This window comes from Enterococcus sp. 3C7_DIV0644, assembly GCF_002141235.1.
Taxonomy (GTDB): domain Bacteria; phylum Bacillota; class Bacilli; order Lactobacillales; family Enterococcaceae; genus Enterococcus_D; species Enterococcus_D entomosocium.
The window spans coordinates 3,486,556-3,504,828 of the sequence record NZ_NGLK01000001.1; the positions used below are offsets into that span (position 1 = coordinate 3,486,556).

Consider the following 18,273-nt stretch of genomic DNA (forward strand, 5'->3'; position numbering starts at 1 on the left):
TGACAAAGGAGCAAACGAATGAGCAATACGAGAATCCCATGGGACCAGTATTTTATGGCACAAGCTGTATTACTGTCTTTACGCAGTACGTGTTCCCGACTTGAAGTCGGCGCTACATTAGTCAAAGATCGCCGAATCATCGCTGGAGGCTACAACGGGTCCGTCAGTGGCGATGTACACTGCATTGACGATGGCTGTTATGTTGTCGATGACCATTGTATTCGGACGATTCATGCAGAAATGAATGCCTTATTGCAATGTGCAAAATTAGGGGTGTCAACAGACAATGCGGAAATCTATGTGACGCATTTTCCCTGTCTTCCCTGTACGAAAGCAATTTTGCAAGCAGGGGTCAAAAAGATCCATTATTTGAATGACTATCGCAACAATCAGTATGCAATGGAACTGATTCAACAAGTAGGTGCTTCCGTCCACCAAGTTGAACTCGATCCGGTGTATTTTGAAAAACTTTCGTTTGGTGTGCTGAATGATGCACAACCAACAAAAAAGAACTGATTCATTTTTATTTCTTAGTATTATTTTTGCTTGTTCGGTGACTGCTTACTATCGGCAGTCCATCTTACTGGGACTCATTGCACTTTATTATTTCGGGATGCTTGTCTTAAAACGACAAGCATTTTTGTGCATGATTTGTTTTGTCGGACTGTTGCTGTTAAGTGTCCGCGTTTCTCTTTCTCGGACTGGGAACATACAAGAAGGTGAGTATCAAGGGGTAGTCAATGTGCTGCCAGACACGATCAAAGTCAATGGCGATCTACTTACATTTGAAGCAAAATCCTCTGCAGGTAAAGTGATTGGCCGTTACACGGTTTATTCAGAGACTGAAAAACAGCAATGGCAGGATCGATCCGTTTGGGGAAGAAAGCTGCTGGTGAAAGGATTTTTTTCTCTTCCTGAAAAACCACGAAATCGCCATAGCTTTGACTATTCTGCCTATTTGGCCAGTCGATCGATTATTGGCACAGTCCATATTGAGAAAATTGTAGGAATGGAAGAAGCAGACTCAGGCTTTTCGCTTGCAAAAGTTCGAGCAGAGGTTATTTCTTCTGTGCAACGAATCTTTCCTGAACGCTCAGCAGCCTATATCAATGCGTTGCTCTTTGGTTTTAAAGACCATGACTTTCAAGAAGTACGTCAAATGTATCGTGCGAGTGGCTTATTGCATTTTTTTACGATCTCAGGAATGCATGTTGTCTTATTTTTCAAATGGTTTCGCGGATGCTTCTGCCGATTGGGGTTTACGCAAAAAGAAATGCTGTTGCCAATGGGGGTCTTTTTCTTGGTCGTAATTGGGATTTGTGGCGGCGGCATTAGTGTCTGGCGTGCTGTCTTGGCATTGTCGGTTACTCAAGTGACCACTCTTTATCAACAACGGCTATCGGCAAGTGATCATTATGGGATCGTCTTAACGGCTCTTTTATTCGTTGATCCCAAAGTATTGCTTCAAACATCGGGGCAACTAAGTCTTTTGATGACCTTCTTGATAGTAATGCAGCGACCAATCGGATTGACGTGGTTTTGGCGCTGTCAGTTCCTCACGGTGCTGGCTGCGCCTGTCATTGTCTCGCTCTTTTATGAATTCCCATTATTTGGGGGCTTTTTGACGTTTGTCTTTTTACCGTTTTTTCAATTGGTTTTGCTACCAGCCTGTTTCGTAATGTTCATTGCTGGGACACTTTTCCCAACCATCAGTGGGCTGATTGCCCTTTTTGAAGGGCTTTTGCTGCTTATGGAAGTTGTCGTGGGCGCTGTAGGAGGCGTGTCGATAACGGTGGGTGCCGTTCCTGCAGGATTGGCTGCTAGTTGTTGTTTGCTCAGCTTGCTCTGTTACCAAAAGAAACGGTGGCTGCTGGTGATCTGTTTTTCGCTTGTTGTACCAATCGTCTTTCAGAAGAATCGCGTTTTACCCACCATTAGTTATGTCGACGTTGGTCAAGGCGATAGTATCGTTTTACAGGCAGAAAAAAATCGCGAAGTTTATGTGATCGATACTGGAGGTTCTCTGTCTTTTCCGAAAGAAAACTGGCAAGAGCGCAAACGACAAGCTGCCGCGGAATCTACATTGATTCCTTTTTTGAAAGGGGAGGGAGTCAGGAAAATCACCGGGTTGTTTCTAACTCATGGGGACACGGACCATATGGGAGATGCGCTAGCATTGATGAAGGCGATCCCCGTTGAAACGTTATATCTCGTACCAGGAAGTGAACAAGATCACCGCATCGCCAAGCTTTTAAACGAACTGCCTAAGCAGACAAGCGTTGTTTGGACGACGGTTGGCCAAGTAGTGGGTGATTTCCTTCAGTTGCAAGTATTGGCACCAGAATCAGGTGCAGGGCAAAACGAAGATTCGCTGGTGATTAAAACCAAGGTAGGGGATAAAACATTTTTATTTACTGGCGATCTCGAACAAGCAGGGGAAAAAAAGTTGATTCATGATTATCCGAATCTTAAAGTTGATGTATTGAAACTAGGGCATCATGGCAGTCGAACCTCGACGGCACCTGAGTTTGTTGCGGCAATCGATCCCCAATTCGGGATCGTTTCAAGTGGACGGAACAATCGGTACGGGCATCCTCATGAAGAGGTGCTTGAAACGTTGGTAAATCAGACCGTTTTGCGAACCGATCAGCAAGGCATGATCCAATTTATTTGGTCTGAAAAACAACAATCATTTTTGATAAAAACGCTGCTAGACTATCCGATTGACTAATGGTAGGATAAGAATGAAAGCGGGGGGAACGATGGAATTACAAAAAGCGTTGCAAGCAATTCGAACCAAGGAGTTGCAATCGATTTATCTAGTCATCGGCAGTGAAATGTTTTTACAAGAGCAAGTTCGCACGGCCTTTTTGGAGCGTTTTTCCGTTGGGAAAGATGATCTGAATTTTGCTTCCTTTGACATGGAGAAAGATCCCCTTGATATGGTGATCCAAGAAGCCCAATCGTTGCCTTTTTTTGGCGATCAGCGATTACTTTTCGTTGAGCGGCCATTTTTCTTAACGGCTGAAAAAAAGAGCAATGCACCTGAGCATGACCTAGATGATTTTTTGAATTACATCAAAGACCCATTGGAATCATCGGTAATGGTGATTTTTGCAGATGTCGATAAATTAGATGAACGGAAAAAAATTACTAAGCAGCTGAAGAAAGCCGCAGTTGTGATTGATGTCGCACCTATGAAAGAAGCCGACGTGCGTCAGTATCTCCAACAGTCGTTGGCCAATGATGGCATCGAGATGAGCCGAGAGGCGTTTGATTTGTTTTTACGGTTAACGGATCTGCAACTATCAAAAGCGATGCAGGAGTTACAGAAACTACGATTGTATGCAGGAAACGGCAATAAAATCACGAAAGAGATCGTCTTGCAGTTGATCCCTAAGACGTTGGAACATAATGTCTTTGAATTAACCAGTGATGTCTTAAAGGGGAACGTATCGGATGCGTTGCGCTTGTATGACGATCTATTATTGCAAGGGGAAGAGACGATCAAGATCAATGCTATTTTGATCAGCCAAGTCCGTCTACTGTTACAGGCAGCGATTTTGATGAAAATTGGCTACCAGCAAGCCAATATCGCAGAAACGTTGGGGATTCATCCGTACCGAGTGAAGTTAGCGATGCAGCAAGCGCGAGGCTTTGGAGAAAAGCAATTAGCGGCACTCTATAACGAATTGATCGAAAATGATTACTTAGTAAAAAGTGGCCAGATGGACAAAGAGTATTTGTTCCAGCTATTTGTTTTAAAACATGGCAAACAGTAAGTCAAAAAGAAAGGCGCAGCAATCGATAATTGCTGCGCCTTTCTTAATTTGCTTATTTTGCAATTTTTTTACTTAAACGAGATTTGTCGCGACTAGCTTTGTTCTTGTGGATCAATCCTTTAGTCTCAGCCATATCGATTGCTTTAACAGCATCTTTATATAACGCATCTACGTTATCAGCACCAGCTTCAACAGCTTGATCAAATTTTTTGATTGCTGTACGCATTGTGCTTACTTGAGATGAATTCTTAGCATTAGCCGCTTCGCTTGTGCGAACACGTTTGATTGCAGATTCAATGTTTGGCATGTATTTCACCTCCGAAAAAAAAGTTCAATTACGTTTAGAAAACGTATAAATCAACACTAGTCATTATACCTAATGCCAAGAGTGATTGCAATAAAAGTTGTAAAGAAATTTTACTTAACACAAAAATTTGTTTTTTGACCGTGCTATTTTTTGCTTTATGGTTTTAAAAAATGCTTCTTTGCACATTTTTTACTGAATAGTTATAAAAAGTTTACACAGAAAGAGCTTTCTATGCTATGATTACTTCGGAATTTTTAAATGGGGGAATCTATGTGAATATCGCTTTATTTCTAACGATTGTCTTGTCATTAGGGGTGATTTTCGTCAACGGGTGGACGGATGCGCCGAATGCTATTGCAACCGCTGTCTCCACGAGAGTCTTACGCCCGAATATCGCCATTGGCATGGCAGTCGTCATGAATTTCTTAGGTGTGCTGGTGATGACGTATTTTAATGCGCAAGTTGCAGAAACCATCAGTAATATTGTGACTTTTGACTCAGGCGGGAGTTTTCGGGTCTCACAGATCGCATTAGCCGCTGCCTTGTTTTCAATTGTTGTTTGGACGGTCGCAGCTTGGTATTTTGGGATCCCAACCAGTGAATCTCACGCATTGATTGCGGGATTGACAGGGGCTGCCATGGCTCTGGGTGGTTTACATGCAGTCAACGGTGAAGAATGGATGAAAGTCTTAATCGGTCTCGTTGTGTCTACGTTAATGGGGTTTATTGGTGGATTTTTGATCACGAAACTGATCGTATGGCTCTTTCGCGATACCCAACGGCGAAAAGCCAACAAAATTTTTACGGTTGGTCAAGCCATCGCGGCTGGTGCCAATGCCTTCTTGCATGGTGCCCAAGATGGACAAAAATTCATGGGTGTGTTCATGTTAGGCCTTTTTTACAACAATCTTGCTGAAAAGACCGGCAATGGCTTTGCCATCCCACTGTGGGTGATGGTTCTTTGTTCCTTGACCATGGGGATCGGTACATCGGTCGGTGGGATGAAGATCATTAAATCAGTGGGGATGGATATGGTAAAACTGGAAAAATACCAAGGCTTTTCTGCAGATGTTACTGCAGCAATCTGTTTGTTCTTGTCTTCCGTATTTGGTATCCCAGTTTCAACAACGCACACGAAAACGACCGCTATCATGGGCGTTGGAGCGTCTCGGCGTTTTTCTAGCGTTGATTGGCGCATTGTAAAAGAAATGATCTATGCTTGGATTTTAACCTTTCCTGGCTGTGGATTGATTGCGTTTCTAATGGTCAAATTTTTATTGCTAATTTTGTGAGGAGAGAAAGTAATGGCACGAAAAAAAGGATTCGATTATTTTGCAGCAATGGAGCAGTTGGCGACGAACGGCCATTTAGCTGCCAAACGTTTTTCGCTTTTGATCAACGATTATTCTGAACGAGCATTGACCGAAGCAGCAGCTGAGATTCATGCTTTGGAAAAAGAAGGGGATAAAGTGATCGCTGAGCTAACCAATGAGTTATATGATTCATTTATCACCCCTATCGATCGCGAGGACATCCTAGTCATTTCAGAGCGTCTAGATGATATTTTGGATGGCATTATGGGACTGACTTATTTATTTGAGAATTTGGTCATTACGAAGATCCGCCCTGAAACCAACTTATTTGCTGGAATGATCGTTCAAGCGACACAAGGCGTTGAAACGGCCTTAAAAGAATTTCCTAAGTTCAAAAATTCAAAAACATTGCGTCAAATGATTAATGATGTGAATACGATTGAATCAGAAGCAGACCGTTTGTATTCAAAAATGAAAAAAGCGTTATTCACAGACGAAACGGACGTTCTTGAAATCATTAAATGGAAAGATGTTTATGATCGTTTTGAATCAATTATCAACGACACCGAAAGTGCGGTGGATATTATTGACGGTATGGTAATCAAAAACACGTGAGGAACTAGAGACCTTTCAAACAAAAAAAGAGCAACTCTTGGGCAGGTAAGTGCCACAAGAGTTGCTCTTTTTGCTTATAATTGGATCAGCCAATAGCCGATCAAAATGATTCCTAAAACGATACGATACCATCCAAATACGGTAAAATCGTTACGCTTGATGTAGTTCATCAAGAAACGGATCGCGATGATCGAAACGATGAATGAGACGATGGTTCCTGTTAATAAGATGACGGTTCCTTGGAAATCAAAGGCATTGCCATCTTTCAAAAACTTGAAGATTTTCAAGGCACTGGCACCAAACATGGTGGGAATACCTAAGAAAAATGAAAATTCAGCAGCAACATAACGAGAAGCGCCGATCATGATAGCACCTAAGATAGTAGCACCAGAACGAGAAGTTCCTGGGATCAATGCCAATACCTGGAACATGCCGACAATCAAGGCCGCTTTGTAGGTGAATTTGTTCAAATCGGTACATTTCGGTGCTTTATTCTTGTTTCGTTTTTCAACTACGATAAAGCCGATCCCATAAACGATCAAGACGATCGAAACGGAGAAAAAGTTGTAGAAGTGCGCATCTAACCAATCATCTAACGGCAATCCGATAATAACCGATGGCAAGACCGCAACAATAACTTTAAACCATAACGTCCACGTATCTTTTTTCTCTATTTCATTTTTTTGTGGGGAAAAAGGGTTCAGTTTATGGAAATATAAGTAGACGACTGCTAGTATCGCGCCCAATTGAATGACAACATTGAACATCGTCATAAATTCGGGGGTAACATTCAAACCGATAAATTCGTCGGCAAGAATCAAGTGACCAGTGCTGCTAATTGGCAGCCATTCCGTGATCCCTTCAATGATCCCAAATAAAATCGCTTTTATAAAATTTGTAAAAAACATTGGTCCAGTCCTTTCTATGACAAAATACAACTCTTAGTATACCGTTTCCTGATTCGAATACCAATCTTTTTCCTAAAAAAAGAGGGCAGTTTTTAAAACAAAAACTGCTCCTTTCTTGAAGAAATTGATTAGCCGTCAGAGGTTTCTCTTAGGACAAAAGCTCTTGAGAGAGCGCTAAGCCTTTTTTGATGTATTCTGTGTTACCAATTTCGGCGATGGTAAAGCTGCCGTCTTCGTAGATCAGTCGAGTGACCGAACCATTTTCAATATCCATACGAACATTGTTCTCATCATTGATCAGATGCAAAAGAAAAGCGATCGTTAAGCCGTGAGACACAACTAACGCATTGCCGCCGCCTTTTTTCTCAACGCGATAGGCGATATCTTCAAACCCTGTTTTGACACGTTCGGTCAAAACATCAAAGGTTTCCGCCCAATTGGCTGTATCGGCGTGGTAGATCGCATTGGCGATCGCCTCAAACGTGACATGATTAGCAATCATCTCATCATAATCAGGAAAATCAAGAATCCGCGGCAGAACGCCCCACATTTCTGCATCATAGGCCCCTTCAAGGGAGCCAAAGCACCATTCACGAATCCGTTTGTCGATGTGATAAGGGATCTCCGGTCCTCTGACATGTTCACCCAGTATCAGACGCATGGTTTCAATCGCTCGACCGCTGTCACTGGATACTGCTTCTACAAAATCCACATCGCGTAACCCAAGGCCTAAATAGTGGATGCCTTGTTCACCGGTTCGAGTCAATGGTGTGTCACACCAGCCTTGCACCCGCTGCAATGTGTTAAACATTGTTTTTCCGTGACGCACGACATACAATTCCGTCTTTGCCATAACTAGTTATTCCTCCTTTTGATTCGTCATACGTTTATGCGTTAAAAAACGGATTGGTCCGTTTCTCAATTTCGATCGTTGTTGGTTCTCCGTGGCCAGGATAGACCGCCATTTGATTCGGTAAAACAAAGAGTTGCGTTTGGATGCTGGTCAACAATTGTTCCAAATTTCCGGTTGGCAGGTCTGTCCGACCAATGCTACCTTTAAATAAGGCGTCTCCGGAAACGACAAAATTGTCAAAAATAAAACTGACGCTGCCAATGGAATGACCCGGGGTTGCAACAACCTTAAAGGACATGCCAGCTATCTCGTGCTCTTTCAACTCTAGCTCGAATTCAGCTGGACGTGCGGTGATGGTTCCTAATTCAGGATGACGGCCAGAAAGGTTTTTCATAGGATCACTTAGCCATCCTTGCTCAAGCGGACTCACGTAAACGGGGATCTGATAATAATCCCGCAAATGGTCAACTGCGCCGATATGGTCATAATGAGTGTGGGTCAATAAAATCGCTGCTGGTTTTGCGCCTGTTTTTTCGATCTCAGCGATCAATCTCGCTGCTTCTGCTCCAGGATCAATAATCAACAAAACATCTTCTTTCCAAATTAGGTAACAATTTTCTTGAACGGGTCCTGTCACTAAACCAATGATTTTCATGCTAAAACCTCCTAGGATCACAAATACTTGTGTCTGACTATAAGTATAGCTTAAAGTATAAGAGGAAACAAAGAAAGGTTTTTAGGAGTGAAAAATTAATGATAAAAACGATAAACGCAGAAGACAATCGTCAGGCAGTCTGTCAATGGCTAAATCATTCAACGAAAAAAACAGAGGCAGTGAGTGCCTTTTCCGATCAAGAGCAGCTTTCATTTGCTTTTTTTGACAATCAGGATCAACTTGGTGGGGTGATTGGAAAACGGACAGGCAATACGATCCATATTCAATTGTTAGCAGTTGATCCAAGCCATCAGAATCAGGGGATCGGGAAACAATTGATAAAAGCACTTTTTGATCACGGTAAAAAAGCGGGGTGTCGTTCCGTGACGGTTACCACCCAAGACTACCAAGCGCCGCAATTCTACCAAGCAGTCGGCTTCGAACCGTTTGCTGTGCTTACGGATACACCTGTGCTTGGCACGGATAGGCTTTACTTCGTGAAGATGCTGTGATCAACCTTTGGCAGGCAGGTGATAAGGATAACCAATAGTTTGATGAGAGAAAAGCTTAGAATTATTGTGGGAATTCGAAAATTTTTCTAAGAAACTGCATTAGCAAAAAACTGCTGTTATACTAATTAAAATAAGAAAGCGTTGATTCGTTTGAAACGGGTCTAGTTTTCGACGAAAGCATGAACATTCTTCGTGACCAACTTCGAGGAAAGTGTGTGATCTGTATCTTGCGTTAGTTTTGATTGGTATACCTCAACTCTTTGTAAGAAGGTGTTTTTATGAAAAAATCCCTGCAATTTTTTTTCACTCTATGCTTCGCCGCGCTCGCTTTAGTGAGCTGTGGCCAAGAGGAGCTAACCATCAACGATTCGAAAGAAGTTTCTGAAACTGTTACTTCCGCCTCAAAAACGGTTGAAAATGGCGACCTTGATTTGATGCTGATCCAAGATGAGAGTGTCATCTTTCCGCAAAGCCAAGGGGTTTATGATTTTCATGAGAATGAGTTGACGATCGTTAAGCAGTATTTGCCGATGGCAGATTTAGAAGATAGTTCAGCCAGCTTTAGTGATGTTGCCTTGTATGAAGGACAAATCGAAAGTGATTTTCAGCGTCATTTTTCCCATTCAGAGGTACAGTTGTCCAACGACCCTTATCAAATTTATGAGATCACCTATCAAGATGCATCATACACGGTTGAAGGGAAGCATTTGACGATCAAAGCAGATGGACGGACCTTTGAGTTCACCTTAGATCTAGACAATCAACAAGCTTTTGACCAAAATGGTGTCAGTTATGATATTCAAGTCGATCAATAAATATCTTTCAAAAAATAGCCCTGCTTTACTTGCTTAGGTGAGTAGAGTAGGCTTTTTTGTAAATCCTTCGCCAAACCCATTTTCTGGAAGAAAAAATGAAGTCAATTATCTGATGAGTAGGTGTTTTGTTGCAAGTGGTTTTTTCATGGTGATAAAACCTGTTTGGATAGGATACTCTCCGCAGAGGATGAAAAGCTGTTTCTGTTCGCTTTTCCAAAAGTAATCTATCCGCTATAATGGCAAACGAGAAGGTGAACACGTGTATAAAGGAAAAGTTGCGGTTAGAAAAATCGTAGAATTTATTTTGCGCCGAGGCGATATTGATAGCCGTAAAGTCAGTAATCATACCGCGCAAGAAGGCGCCCGTATCCATCGCCAACTACAAAAAGAGGCTGGGGATGCGTATCAAAAAGAAGTCTTTTTCAAACGAGAAAGCCAAATTGAGAAAGATTCGATCACTGTCGAAGGACGTGCCGATGGTCTCTTTTTTGATGCAACTGTTAATTCTTGGGTGATCGATGAGATCAAAACTTCAGAACCAGCGTTCGAAGATATCCCTGAAGATCAAATCGATTTGTTTTTTGCCCAGGGAATGGTTTATGCTTATTTGTTTTTACTACAAGAAAATGAACAAGCAGCGCTTAGTGACAGTGAAAATCAAGAGAAACCAGAAGCAGAACCTACTGCTGAAGGTAATGATCCGAAGAGACCCATCGATCGAATCGCCGTACAATTGACTTATTATCAAACCACTGAAAAGCTGACCACCCGTACGAGAAGAACATTTCAGTTTTCAGAATTAGCTGTTTTTTATGAAGAATTACTTCAGGAATATCATAAATGGTTAGTTTTTCAAGAGAATTGGCGCCGTGTCCGCAATACGTCTTTGCAGCTGCTGTCTTTTCCCTTTGAAACCTTTCGCAAAGGGCAGCGAGAGTTAGCAGCAGCGGCGTATAAAACACTAAAAAATGGCAAGCGACTTTTTGCGGAAGCGCCAACTGGAACTGGAAAAACCATGTCAACGCTGTTTCCCGCATTAAAAGTGCTAGGGGAAGAAGGGGCTGATCGGGTCTTTTATCTGACGGCGAAGACGATCACCAGACAAGTGGCCGAAGATGCACTGAGCAAGTTAGCAGACAACGGTAGTGAAACCAAAAGTGTCACGATTACCGCCAAAGACAAAATCTGTTTTTTAGATGAACGAAACTGTACGCCAGAACACTGTGCGTATGCGCAAGGCTATTACAATCGAATCAATGAAGCATTATGGGATCTGTTGCATCACGAGAACCAAATAACCCGAGAAGTGATCGAGACCTACGGAAAGAAACATACGGTCTGTCCCTTCGAGCTTTCACTGGATGTCAGTGTCTTTTGCGATGTCATTATTGGTGATTATAATTATTTGTTTGATCCCACCGTTTATTTGCGAAGATTTTTTGAGGAGCCGGATGAAGAATATTTCTTTCTAGTGGATGAGGCCCATAACTTAGTCAACCGTTCCAAAGAAATGTATTCGGCAACCATTACCCGGCAGCCATTTAAGGAATTAAAGAAGAAACTATCCAATGACCAGCAAAAATTAAAACGCGCCCTAAACAAAGTTGACAAAGAATTTGCGGCTATTGCTCAAATAGCAAAAGAGGAAGAGTGGGAATACCACCATCAAGCAGCTCCCCATGAAACGATGGTCAATCAGCTCTACAAAGTAGCTGAATTGATGAAGGAATGGTTGCCGGCAAATCCTGAGCATGAATTGCAAGAAGAAGTGCTGCAAGTGTATTTTGAAGCTAATCATTATTTGAAGATCAGTGAATTTTATGATGATCACTACGAAACGACGGTGGAGATCGACCGCTATGATATCAAACTACGGCAATTTTGCATCGAACCAGCGCCGTTTTTGGAATCTGTGTTAGATAAGGGCAAGGCCAGCCTGTTGTTTTCTGCGAGCTTTACTCCTTTGTCCTATTATCAAGAGGTGTTAGGAGGCGGCAATGAAGCTTTGCGCTATCGCCTGCCAAGTCCTTTTGATCCGAAAAATCAGGGGATTTTTATTGCAGACTATATCCAAACAACGTATCGCCAACGTGAAGCCAGCATTCCTGCAATCGTTGATGCAATCCAGCAAATGACTGCAGCGAAAGCGGGAAACTATATGGTCTTTTTCCCTTCTTATCGTTACTTGGATGATGTGGCGGCAGCATTTTCCCAACAGGCGCCAGAGGTGGAGGTCTTGATTCAGGGGACAGCCATGAACGAAGTAGAGCGCGAGGCGTTTCTTGCACAGTTTCAATCTCTTGAGCGGCAACGATCATCCTTGCTAGAAACAAGTCAAGACGGACAAGAGAGCCAGCCAAAAACATTAGTGGCATTTTGTGTCCTTGGTGGAATTTTTTCTGAAGGGATCGACTTGAAAGGCGATCGCTTGATCGGTGCGGCAGTGGTAGGAGTCGGACTGCCGCAAATCAATCACGAGCAAGAATTGATTCGGGAATATTACGATGAGAAAAAGGCAGCTGGCTTTGCGTATGCCTATCAGCTGCCCGGGATGAATAAAGTCCTGCAAGCAGCCGGTCGAGTGATCCGGGATGTCAGCGATCGCGGCGTGGTGTTATTGCTGGATCAACGTTTTCGGACACCGCGTTACCAAGAACTTTTCCCACTGCACTGGCAGCATGCCTTAAACATTCGTCGGCCGCAAGAGTTATCAAAGGCATTGACTCATTTTTGGCAAGAAAAAAACTAGAAGCAGAGCTTTCAGGAGAGGTTGTGCAAAATCAGCGGGTAAGGCCGATTTTGCCTAACCATCACGTTAGACTCTGTTCTAGTTTTTTTTGATTAGCGATAATTTGTAAACTGTAAATCGATCGTCAGGGGCAGTTTACGCAACAATTGGATCACTTCTTGCAGATCGTCACGACTTTTGCCGGTTACCCGAATTTGATTGTCTTGAATTTGAGTTTTAACTTTTAGCTTGGCGTTTTTGATCGCTGTCGTTATTTTTTTGGCGTTTTCTTTATCGATCCCATTGATCAATTCTGCCGTTTGACGAGCTTTTGCCCCCAAGGCATGCTCCGTTTCGCCAAATTGAATATTTTTCGTTGGTACATTCCGTTTGATCAGCTTCGCAAAGAGCACATCTTTGATTTGCTCCAACTTAAATTCGTCATCTCCAACGATCGTCAGTTTGCCCTCAGTCATCTTGATTTCTACCGTGGAGCCTTTAAAATCAAATCGGTTTTTCAATTCTTTTTCCGCCTGTTGAATGGCGTTTTTCACTTCTTCCGTGTTGATCTCAGATACGACATCAAAACTTGCTTCTTTTGCCAAAATCAATCACTCCTCTCATCTCTTACCTATGATTTTAACATGGAGGCGAACGATTCGGGAATCAAAAGTAAATTTTTGCAAATAATTGTTTCATTTTTTCACACAAACTGCTATTCTTTGGAAGGAGATTTTTAGTGAAGGAGCTAGATCATTGTGAGTAAGTTATTAACGAAGCACGAACAATCAGAACGATTGAAAAAAATAGGGGTTATTTTGCTGTCAGGTATCACCGCAGCCATTGCTTTAAATTTCTTTTTGATTCCCGCAAACGTTCTTTCTGCTGGGATGAACGGGGTCGCCCAATTGATCGTGGCACTTGCCTTGGAACATTTTGGCGTTCACCTTAGTACAGGGCTGTTTATTTTCCTCTTAAACTTGCCTATCTTTGTTCTCGGGTTCATCAAACTCGGGAAATCATCGACACTATTGAGCTTTATCAATGTCGTTGTCGTTTCTGTCTTAACGATAATCCTTCCACAAGGAGCAATCACTGACAATATTTTGGTTAACGCTTTGCTCGGTGGCGTACTGTTAGGCGTCGGCGTTGCGTTTTCACTGAAAATGGGTTTTACCACCGGCGGAATGGATATCCTTTCGTTGATATTATCAAAAACGACTGGAAAAACGGTCGGTAAATATATGTTTATTTTAAACGGCATCATTGTCATGGTCTCAGGTTTCGTCTTTTCTTGGGAAAGTGCCTTGTACACGATCATTTCGATTTTCGCAATGAGCTACGTGGTGGACATGCTGCACACAAGTCATCAAAAGGTAACGGCGATGATTATTACGACCAATGCGGAAGCTGTTGGGAAAAATATTTCTAAGCATGTGTTTCGTGGCATGACTTTGTTCCCCTCAGTCGGAGGGTATTCAGGCGTACCAGGCAATATGATCATGATGGTCGTGACCCGCTACGAGATCTACGATTTAGAACAAGCCGTTTTAGAAGCAGACGGCAATGCGTTTATTAACTTTGTGCCGACCCAATCGATCACAGGTCGTTTTGCGACAGATGATGAACAACGGACCTTTAAAACGACAGGGGTCTTCCCAGAACTGAAAATACACAAGAAAAGCCGTCCATAATCCAGGATCGTCCATTTACAAATCTTGCAAAAGAAGGTATTATTTGAAACAAGAATTAAAGGAGGTCTTCAACCGTGGCATATACTGAAGTAGAAGCAGAAGCAATCAAAGAGCGTGTCTTGGCTGCCTTGGAAACCGTGATTGACCCTGAGTTGGGGATTGATATAGTGAATCTAGGCTTAGTTTATGAAGTCGAATTTGATGCAGAAACAGGCAATACCGTAATCAAAATGACCTTAACAACAATGGGCTGTCCCTTAGCCGACGTATTGACTGAATCGATACACGAAGCATTAAGCGATATTCCAGAAGTCAAAAATCCAGAAGTAAAACTAGTCTGGTATCCCGCATGGACGACTGATAAAATGAGTCGTTATGCACGGATTGCTTTGGGGATTCGTTAAGGATTTTATCGTAGAAAATAAATGTCTTAGACTCTTTTATCAGCTGAATAAAGTTGATAGAAGAGTCTTTTTGGATTTAAGTTGGATGCGTGTCTTTAACTATCTTGCTCTTAGTCAGTGCTTGCAGAAAGTTTGCGAAGATTGCATTGCATTTTCAGAAATGAAACGGTAAACTAGTTGAAAAGATTGGAGGAATGAATCAATGTTAGCTACGAATTTTGGGAAATATACATACAAAAATCCGTTTATGAACGCCTCAGGAGTCCATTGTATGACGATCGAGGAATTAGATGAATTAGCGGCATCAGCAGCTGGGGCATTTGTCACGAAGAGTGCAACGCTAGAAGCACGTGCGGGAAATCCAGAACCACGTTATACCGATTTACCGTTAGGAAGCATCAATTCGATGGGATTACCAAATCTAGGGGTGGACTACTACTTAGACTATGCTATCAAAAAACAGCAGGAAATGACCCAGCAAGCGCCCTTCTTTTTCTCTGTCGCTGGTATGAGCGTGGCTGAAAACATTGAGTTATTGAAGAAAATCCAAGAAAGTGATTTTGAAGGAATCACAGAGTTAAATCTTTCTTGTCCAAACGTGCCAGGAAAACCCCAAGTTGCCTATGATTTTCCTTTGACCGATCAAATTCTGGAAACAGTCTTTGGTTTTTTCACAAAACCTTTAGGTGTAAAATTGCCGCCATACTTTGATTTGGCGCACTTTGATGAGATGGCTAAGATATTGAACAAGTATCCGTTAACTTATATCAATTCAATCAATAGTATTGGGAATGCTTTATTCATTGATCCTGCTACTGACTCAGTAGTTATCAAACCAAAAGATGGTTTTGGCGGTTTGGGAGGCGAATATGTGAAACCAACGGCATTAGCCAATGTGCGGGCTTTCTATACACGTCTCAAGCCAGAAATCAAAATTATCGGTACTGGTGGGATTCGTAATGGTCAAGATGCGTACGAACATTTGTTATGTGGCGCTTCTATGTTGCAGATCGGCACAGAGCTGCAAAAAGAAGGACCGGTGATCTTTGAACGATTGACGAAAGAATTAGCAGCGATCATGAAAGAAAAAGGGTATCAATCAATCAGTGAGTTCCAGGGGAAATTAAAAACGATTGATTAAGAACGACTTTGAATGCTTTACTATCCGCTTCTTTTTATAGAAGAAAGGTGGTTTTTAATGGAGAAGTTTCGTAAAACAACGGAGGATGATCTGGTTGAGTTGATGGCGCTTTTTGAAGAAGGCATTGCTTTCTTAAAAGCACAAGGATCTCCGCAATGGCAAGATGGATACGGTCCTAAAGAAAATCAAATCAAAGCAGATATTGCAAACGATGAGAGCTATGTGTTGGTGATAGATGGAAAAATTGCGGCATCGGCAGCGTTAGTATCCGGTGAAGATCCTGTCTACAACGCAATTACCGGCGCAGGGTGGGATGGAAACGGTCCATATCTATCCATTCATCGCGTCGTTGTCAGTTCTCATTTTAAAGGGCAAAAGTTAAGCGCCAAATTGCTGCAAGCTCTTGAAGTGGTTGCATTAGAGCAAGGAATCGTTGATTTACGTATCGATACGTATAAAGCCAATATTGGTATGCAAAAGAATATCCAAGCAGCTGGCTATCAATACAAAGGAGAGGTAACATTCCCTTTTCCGAACGGAGAGCGATTGGCTTTTCAAAAACGTTTGACCGCAAGCTGAACATTCTATTCCATGAGTGTCACTTAGCTGAATTAATGGAATAGTTGTGTCAAAGTGAATTTTTGGTATGAAAATGCGGATAATGGTTGTCAGAATCCTTTCGGCTTGCTAAGATAAGCACGTAAAGGACGGTGCCAAATGAAGAAAAGAGTCAAAAAGAAAAAAGCGTATAAAAAATATATCCATGATATTTTTGCGGGTTATGAAGAAATGCTTGAGAATCCAGCGATCAATGAGAAGAAGTTTTCTTATCTGAAAGAAGAAACAACCTTAAAACGAGACGATCAAAACCAGATCCGTTTTCGTACGATCGATATTGATTAAACTACCTATTTTGGGTAGTTTTTTTGTTTATCTCGACTTAGTTGAAAATATTTCAGAAAAAAGCTTGCTCTTTCATTCTTAGAATGATAAAGTATTCAACGTTGGCAATTGAGCCAGCAGGTCAAAAAAGCTTTTGAAAAAAACTTTAAAAAAGACTTGACCAAAAATGAAACAGATGATATTATAACAAGGTCGCAATAATAAAACGGTTAATCGATGTTGATAAATCAACAAAATTATTTAAAAAAGTTGTTGACAAATAACAAATCATTTGTTATTCTAATGAAGTCGCTGAGACAGCCGCTGCGAAGTTGAAAAACAACGAGCGAAAAAAACTTTTAAAAAAGAGTTGACAATCAATTGTCGCTCTGATATGATATAAAAGTTGCTAACGCAGCACTGTAGACCTTTGAAAACTGAACAAAGCAAGCAAACGAACCAATGTGTAGGACGTTTCAATTTATTGAAACAAATACATGCAAGCAATAGCTAGCAAAGTTAATTTTTATGAGCTTAATGACCGTATGGTCATTCAAACAAATCATTATGAGAGTTTGATCCTGGCTCAGGACGAACGCTGGCGGCGTGCCTAATACATGCAAGTCGAACGCTTTTTCTTTCACCGGAGCTTGCTCCACCGAAAGAAAAAGAGTGGCGAACGGGTGAGTAACACGTGGGTAACCTGCCCATCAGAAGGGGATAACACTTGGAAACAGGTGCTAATACCGTATAACACTATTTTCCGCATGGAAGAAAGTTGAAAGGCGCTTTTGCGTCACTGATGGATGGACCCGCGGTGCATTAGCTAGTTGGTGAGGTAACGGCTCACCAAGGCAACGATGCATAGCCGACCTGAGAGGGTGATCGGCCACACTGGGACTGAGACACGGCCCAGACTCCTACGGGAGGCAGCAGTAGGGAATCTTCGGCAATGGACGAAAGTCTGACCGAGCAACGCCGCGTGAGTGAAGAAGGTTTTCGGATCGTAAAACTCTGTTGTTAGAGAAGAACAAGGATGAGAGTAAAACGTTCATCCCTTGACGGTATCTAACCAGAAAGCCACGGCTAACTACGTGCCAGCAGCCGCGGTAATACGTAGGTGGCAAGCGTTGTCCGGATTTATTGGGCGTAAAGCGAGCGCAGGCGGTTTCTTAAGTCTGATGTGAAAGCCCCCGGCTCAACCGGGGAGGGTCATTGGAAACTGGGAGACTTGAGTGCAGAAGAGGAGAGTGGAATTCCATGTGTAGCGGTGAAATGCGTAGATATATGGAGGAACACCAGTGGCGAAGGCGGCTCTCTGGTCTGTAACTGACGCTGAGGCTCGAAAGCGTGGGGAGCGAACAGGATTAGATACCCTGGTAGTCCACGCCGTAAACGATGAGTGCTAAGTGTTGGAGGGTTTCCGCCCTTCAGTGCTGCAGCAAACGCATTAAGCACTCCGCCTGGGGAGTACGACCGCAAGGTTGAAACTCAAAGGAATTGACGGGGGCCCGCACAAGCGGTGGAGCATGTGGTTTAATTCGAAGCAACGCGAAGAACCTTACCAGGTCTTGACATCCTTTGACCACTCTAGAGATAGAGCTTCCCCTTCGGGGGCAAAGTGACAGGTGGTGCATGGTTGTCGTCAGCTCGTGTCGTGAGAT

General features: G+C 42.5%; 18 protein-coding genes and 1 other annotated feature. Of the genes, 13 read left to right on the forward strand and 5 right to left on the reverse strand.

Translation table 11 applies throughout. The annotated features are described in order from the left end of the window. Window positions 1-18: 18 nt before the first annotated feature. From A5877_RS16450 to holA, 3 genes are read left to right on the forward strand one after another with little or no spacing between them, the layout of a single operon-like run. Window positions 19-516: a ComE operon protein 2 gene (locus A5877_RS16450; protein ID WP_005236270.1), complete on the forward strand. Its 498-nt coding sequence runs from the start codon at window positions 19-21 to the stop codon at window positions 514-516. Next, window positions 488-2,731: a DNA internalization-related competence protein ComEC/Rec2 gene (locus A5877_RS16455; RefSeq protein WP_086317355.1), complete on the forward strand. Its 2,244-nt coding sequence runs from the start codon at window positions 488-490 to the stop codon at window positions 2,729-2,731. The genes A5877_RS16450 and A5877_RS16455 overlap by 29 nt, the downstream gene beginning before the upstream one ends. 31 nt (window positions 2,732-2,762) lie before the next feature. Then, window positions 2,763-3,782: a DNA polymerase III subunit delta gene (gene holA / locus A5877_RS16460; RefSeq protein ID WP_301389368.1), complete on the forward strand. Its 1,020-nt coding sequence runs from the start codon at window positions 2,763-2,765 to the stop codon at window positions 3,780-3,782. A 52-nt stretch (window positions 3,783-3,834) separates the two neighbouring features. On the opposite strand, the gene rpsT is transcribed toward holA, so the two are convergent. Further along, window positions 3,835-4,089, reverse strand: coding sequence for a 30S ribosomal protein S20 (rpsT, locus tag A5877_RS16465; RefSeq protein ID WP_005230162.1), 255 nt, complete (start codon window positions 4,087-4,089; stop codon window positions 3,835-3,837). Window positions 4,090-4,325: 236 nt separating this feature from the next. Between rpsT and A5877_RS16475 the strand changes: the two genes are divergently transcribed. Further along, a complete protein-coding gene (locus A5877_RS16475; protein WP_005236263.1) occupies window positions 4,326-5,381 on the forward strand; it encodes an inorganic phosphate transporter in 1,056 nt (351 codons plus the stop codon). A gap of 12 nt (window positions 5,382-5,393) precedes the next feature. Beyond that, window positions 5,394-6,017: a DUF47 domain-containing protein gene (locus A5877_RS16480; RefSeq protein ID WP_008381351.1), complete on the forward strand. Its 624-nt coding sequence runs from the start codon at window positions 5,394-5,396 to the stop codon at window positions 6,015-6,017. A gap of 74 nt (window positions 6,018-6,091) precedes the next feature. On the opposite strand, the gene A5877_RS16485 is transcribed toward A5877_RS16480, so the two are convergent. The 3 genes from A5877_RS16485 to A5877_RS16495 all read right to left on the reverse strand — a co-directional run bounded on the left by A5877_RS16485 (window position 6,092) and on the right by A5877_RS16495 (window position 8,433). Further along, entirely contained in the window at window positions 6,092-6,925 is an 834-nt protein-coding gene (locus A5877_RS16485; RefSeq protein WP_005236259.1) for an undecaprenyl-diphosphate phosphatase, read from the reverse strand. A 148-nt stretch (window positions 6,926-7,073) separates the two neighbouring features. Continuing rightward, on the reverse strand, window positions 7,074-7,778 hold the full coding sequence (locus tag A5877_RS16490; protein ID WP_086317357.1) for a histidine phosphatase family protein: 705 nt from the start codon (window positions 7,776-7,778) through the stop codon (window positions 7,074-7,076). Window positions 7,779-7,812: 34 nt separating this feature from the next. Beyond that, the gene (locus A5877_RS16495) at window positions 7,813-8,433 is read right to left on the reverse strand and encodes an MBL fold metallo-hydrolase (RefSeq protein WP_086317359.1); all 621 of its coding nucleotides are present in this window, start codon (window positions 8,431-8,433) and stop codon (window positions 7,813-7,815) included. A 98-nt stretch (window positions 8,434-8,531) separates the two neighbouring features. Here A5877_RS16495 and A5877_RS16500 point away from each other — a divergent pair, with 98 nt between their 5' ends. The 3 genes from A5877_RS16500 to A5877_RS16510 all read left to right on the forward strand — a co-directional run bounded on the left by A5877_RS16500 (window position 8,532) and on the right by A5877_RS16510 (window position 12,509). Then, on the forward strand, window positions 8,532-8,945 hold the full coding sequence (locus A5877_RS16500; protein ID WP_008381348.1) for a GNAT family N-acetyltransferase: 414 nt from the start codon (window positions 8,532-8,534) through the stop codon (window positions 8,943-8,945). Window positions 8,946-9,223: 278 nt separating this feature from the next. Continuing rightward, window positions 9,224-9,760: a hypothetical protein gene (locus tag A5877_RS16505; protein ID WP_005236248.1), complete on the forward strand. Its 537-nt coding sequence runs from the start codon at window positions 9,224-9,226 to the stop codon at window positions 9,758-9,760. A gap of 259 nt (window positions 9,761-10,019) precedes the next feature. Beyond that, window positions 10,020-12,509, forward strand: coding sequence for an ATP-dependent DNA helicase (locus A5877_RS16510; RefSeq protein WP_016620833.1), 2,490 nt, complete (start codon window positions 10,020-10,022; stop codon window positions 12,507-12,509). Window positions 12,510-12,601: 92 nt separating this feature from the next. On the opposite strand, the gene A5877_RS16515 is transcribed toward A5877_RS16510, so the two are convergent. Further along, window positions 12,602-13,093 carry a YajQ family cyclic di-GMP-binding protein gene (locus tag A5877_RS16515; protein ID WP_005230187.1) on the reverse strand — a complete coding sequence of 164 codons (492 nt, stop codon included), beginning with the start codon at window positions 13,091-13,093 and terminating at the stop codon, window positions 12,602-12,604. Between the two features lie 153 nt (window positions 13,094-13,246). Between A5877_RS16515 and A5877_RS16520 the strand changes: the two genes are divergently transcribed. The 5 genes from A5877_RS16520 to A5877_RS16540 all read left to right on the forward strand — a co-directional run bounded on the left by A5877_RS16520 (window position 13,247) and on the right by A5877_RS16540 (window position 16,630). After that, entirely contained in the window at window positions 13,247-14,182 is a 936-nt protein-coding gene (locus tag A5877_RS16520; protein WP_005236241.1) for a YitT family protein, read from the forward strand. A gap of 74 nt (window positions 14,183-14,256) precedes the next feature. After that, window positions 14,257-14,586 carry a metal-sulfur cluster assembly factor gene (locus A5877_RS16525; RefSeq protein ID WP_005231940.1) on the forward strand — a complete coding sequence of 110 codons (330 nt, stop codon included), beginning with the start codon at window positions 14,257-14,259 and terminating at the stop codon, window positions 14,584-14,586. Window positions 14,587-14,788: 202 nt separating this feature from the next. Next, window positions 14,789-15,727 (forward strand): dihydroorotate oxidase, encoded by a 939-nt coding sequence (locus A5877_RS16530; RefSeq protein ID WP_005236221.1) that lies wholly within the window; start codon window positions 14,789-14,791, stop codon window positions 15,725-15,727. Between the two features lie 57 nt (window positions 15,728-15,784). Then, complete coding sequence (locus tag A5877_RS16535; RefSeq protein ID WP_034872232.1) at window positions 15,785-16,306, forward strand: GNAT family N-acetyltransferase; 522 nt, start codon at window positions 15,785-15,787, stop codon at window positions 16,304-16,306. A 138-nt stretch (window positions 16,307-16,444) separates the two neighbouring features. Then, window positions 16,445-16,630 (forward strand): hypothetical protein, encoded by a 186-nt coding sequence (locus A5877_RS16540; RefSeq protein WP_086299482.1) that lies wholly within the window; start codon window positions 16,445-16,447, stop codon window positions 16,628-16,630. A gap of 550 nt (window positions 16,631-17,180) precedes the next feature. After that, window positions 17,181-18,073, forward strand: a sequence feature (16S ribosomal RNA rRNA prediction is too short). Window positions 18,074-18,273 lie beyond the last annotated feature (200 nt).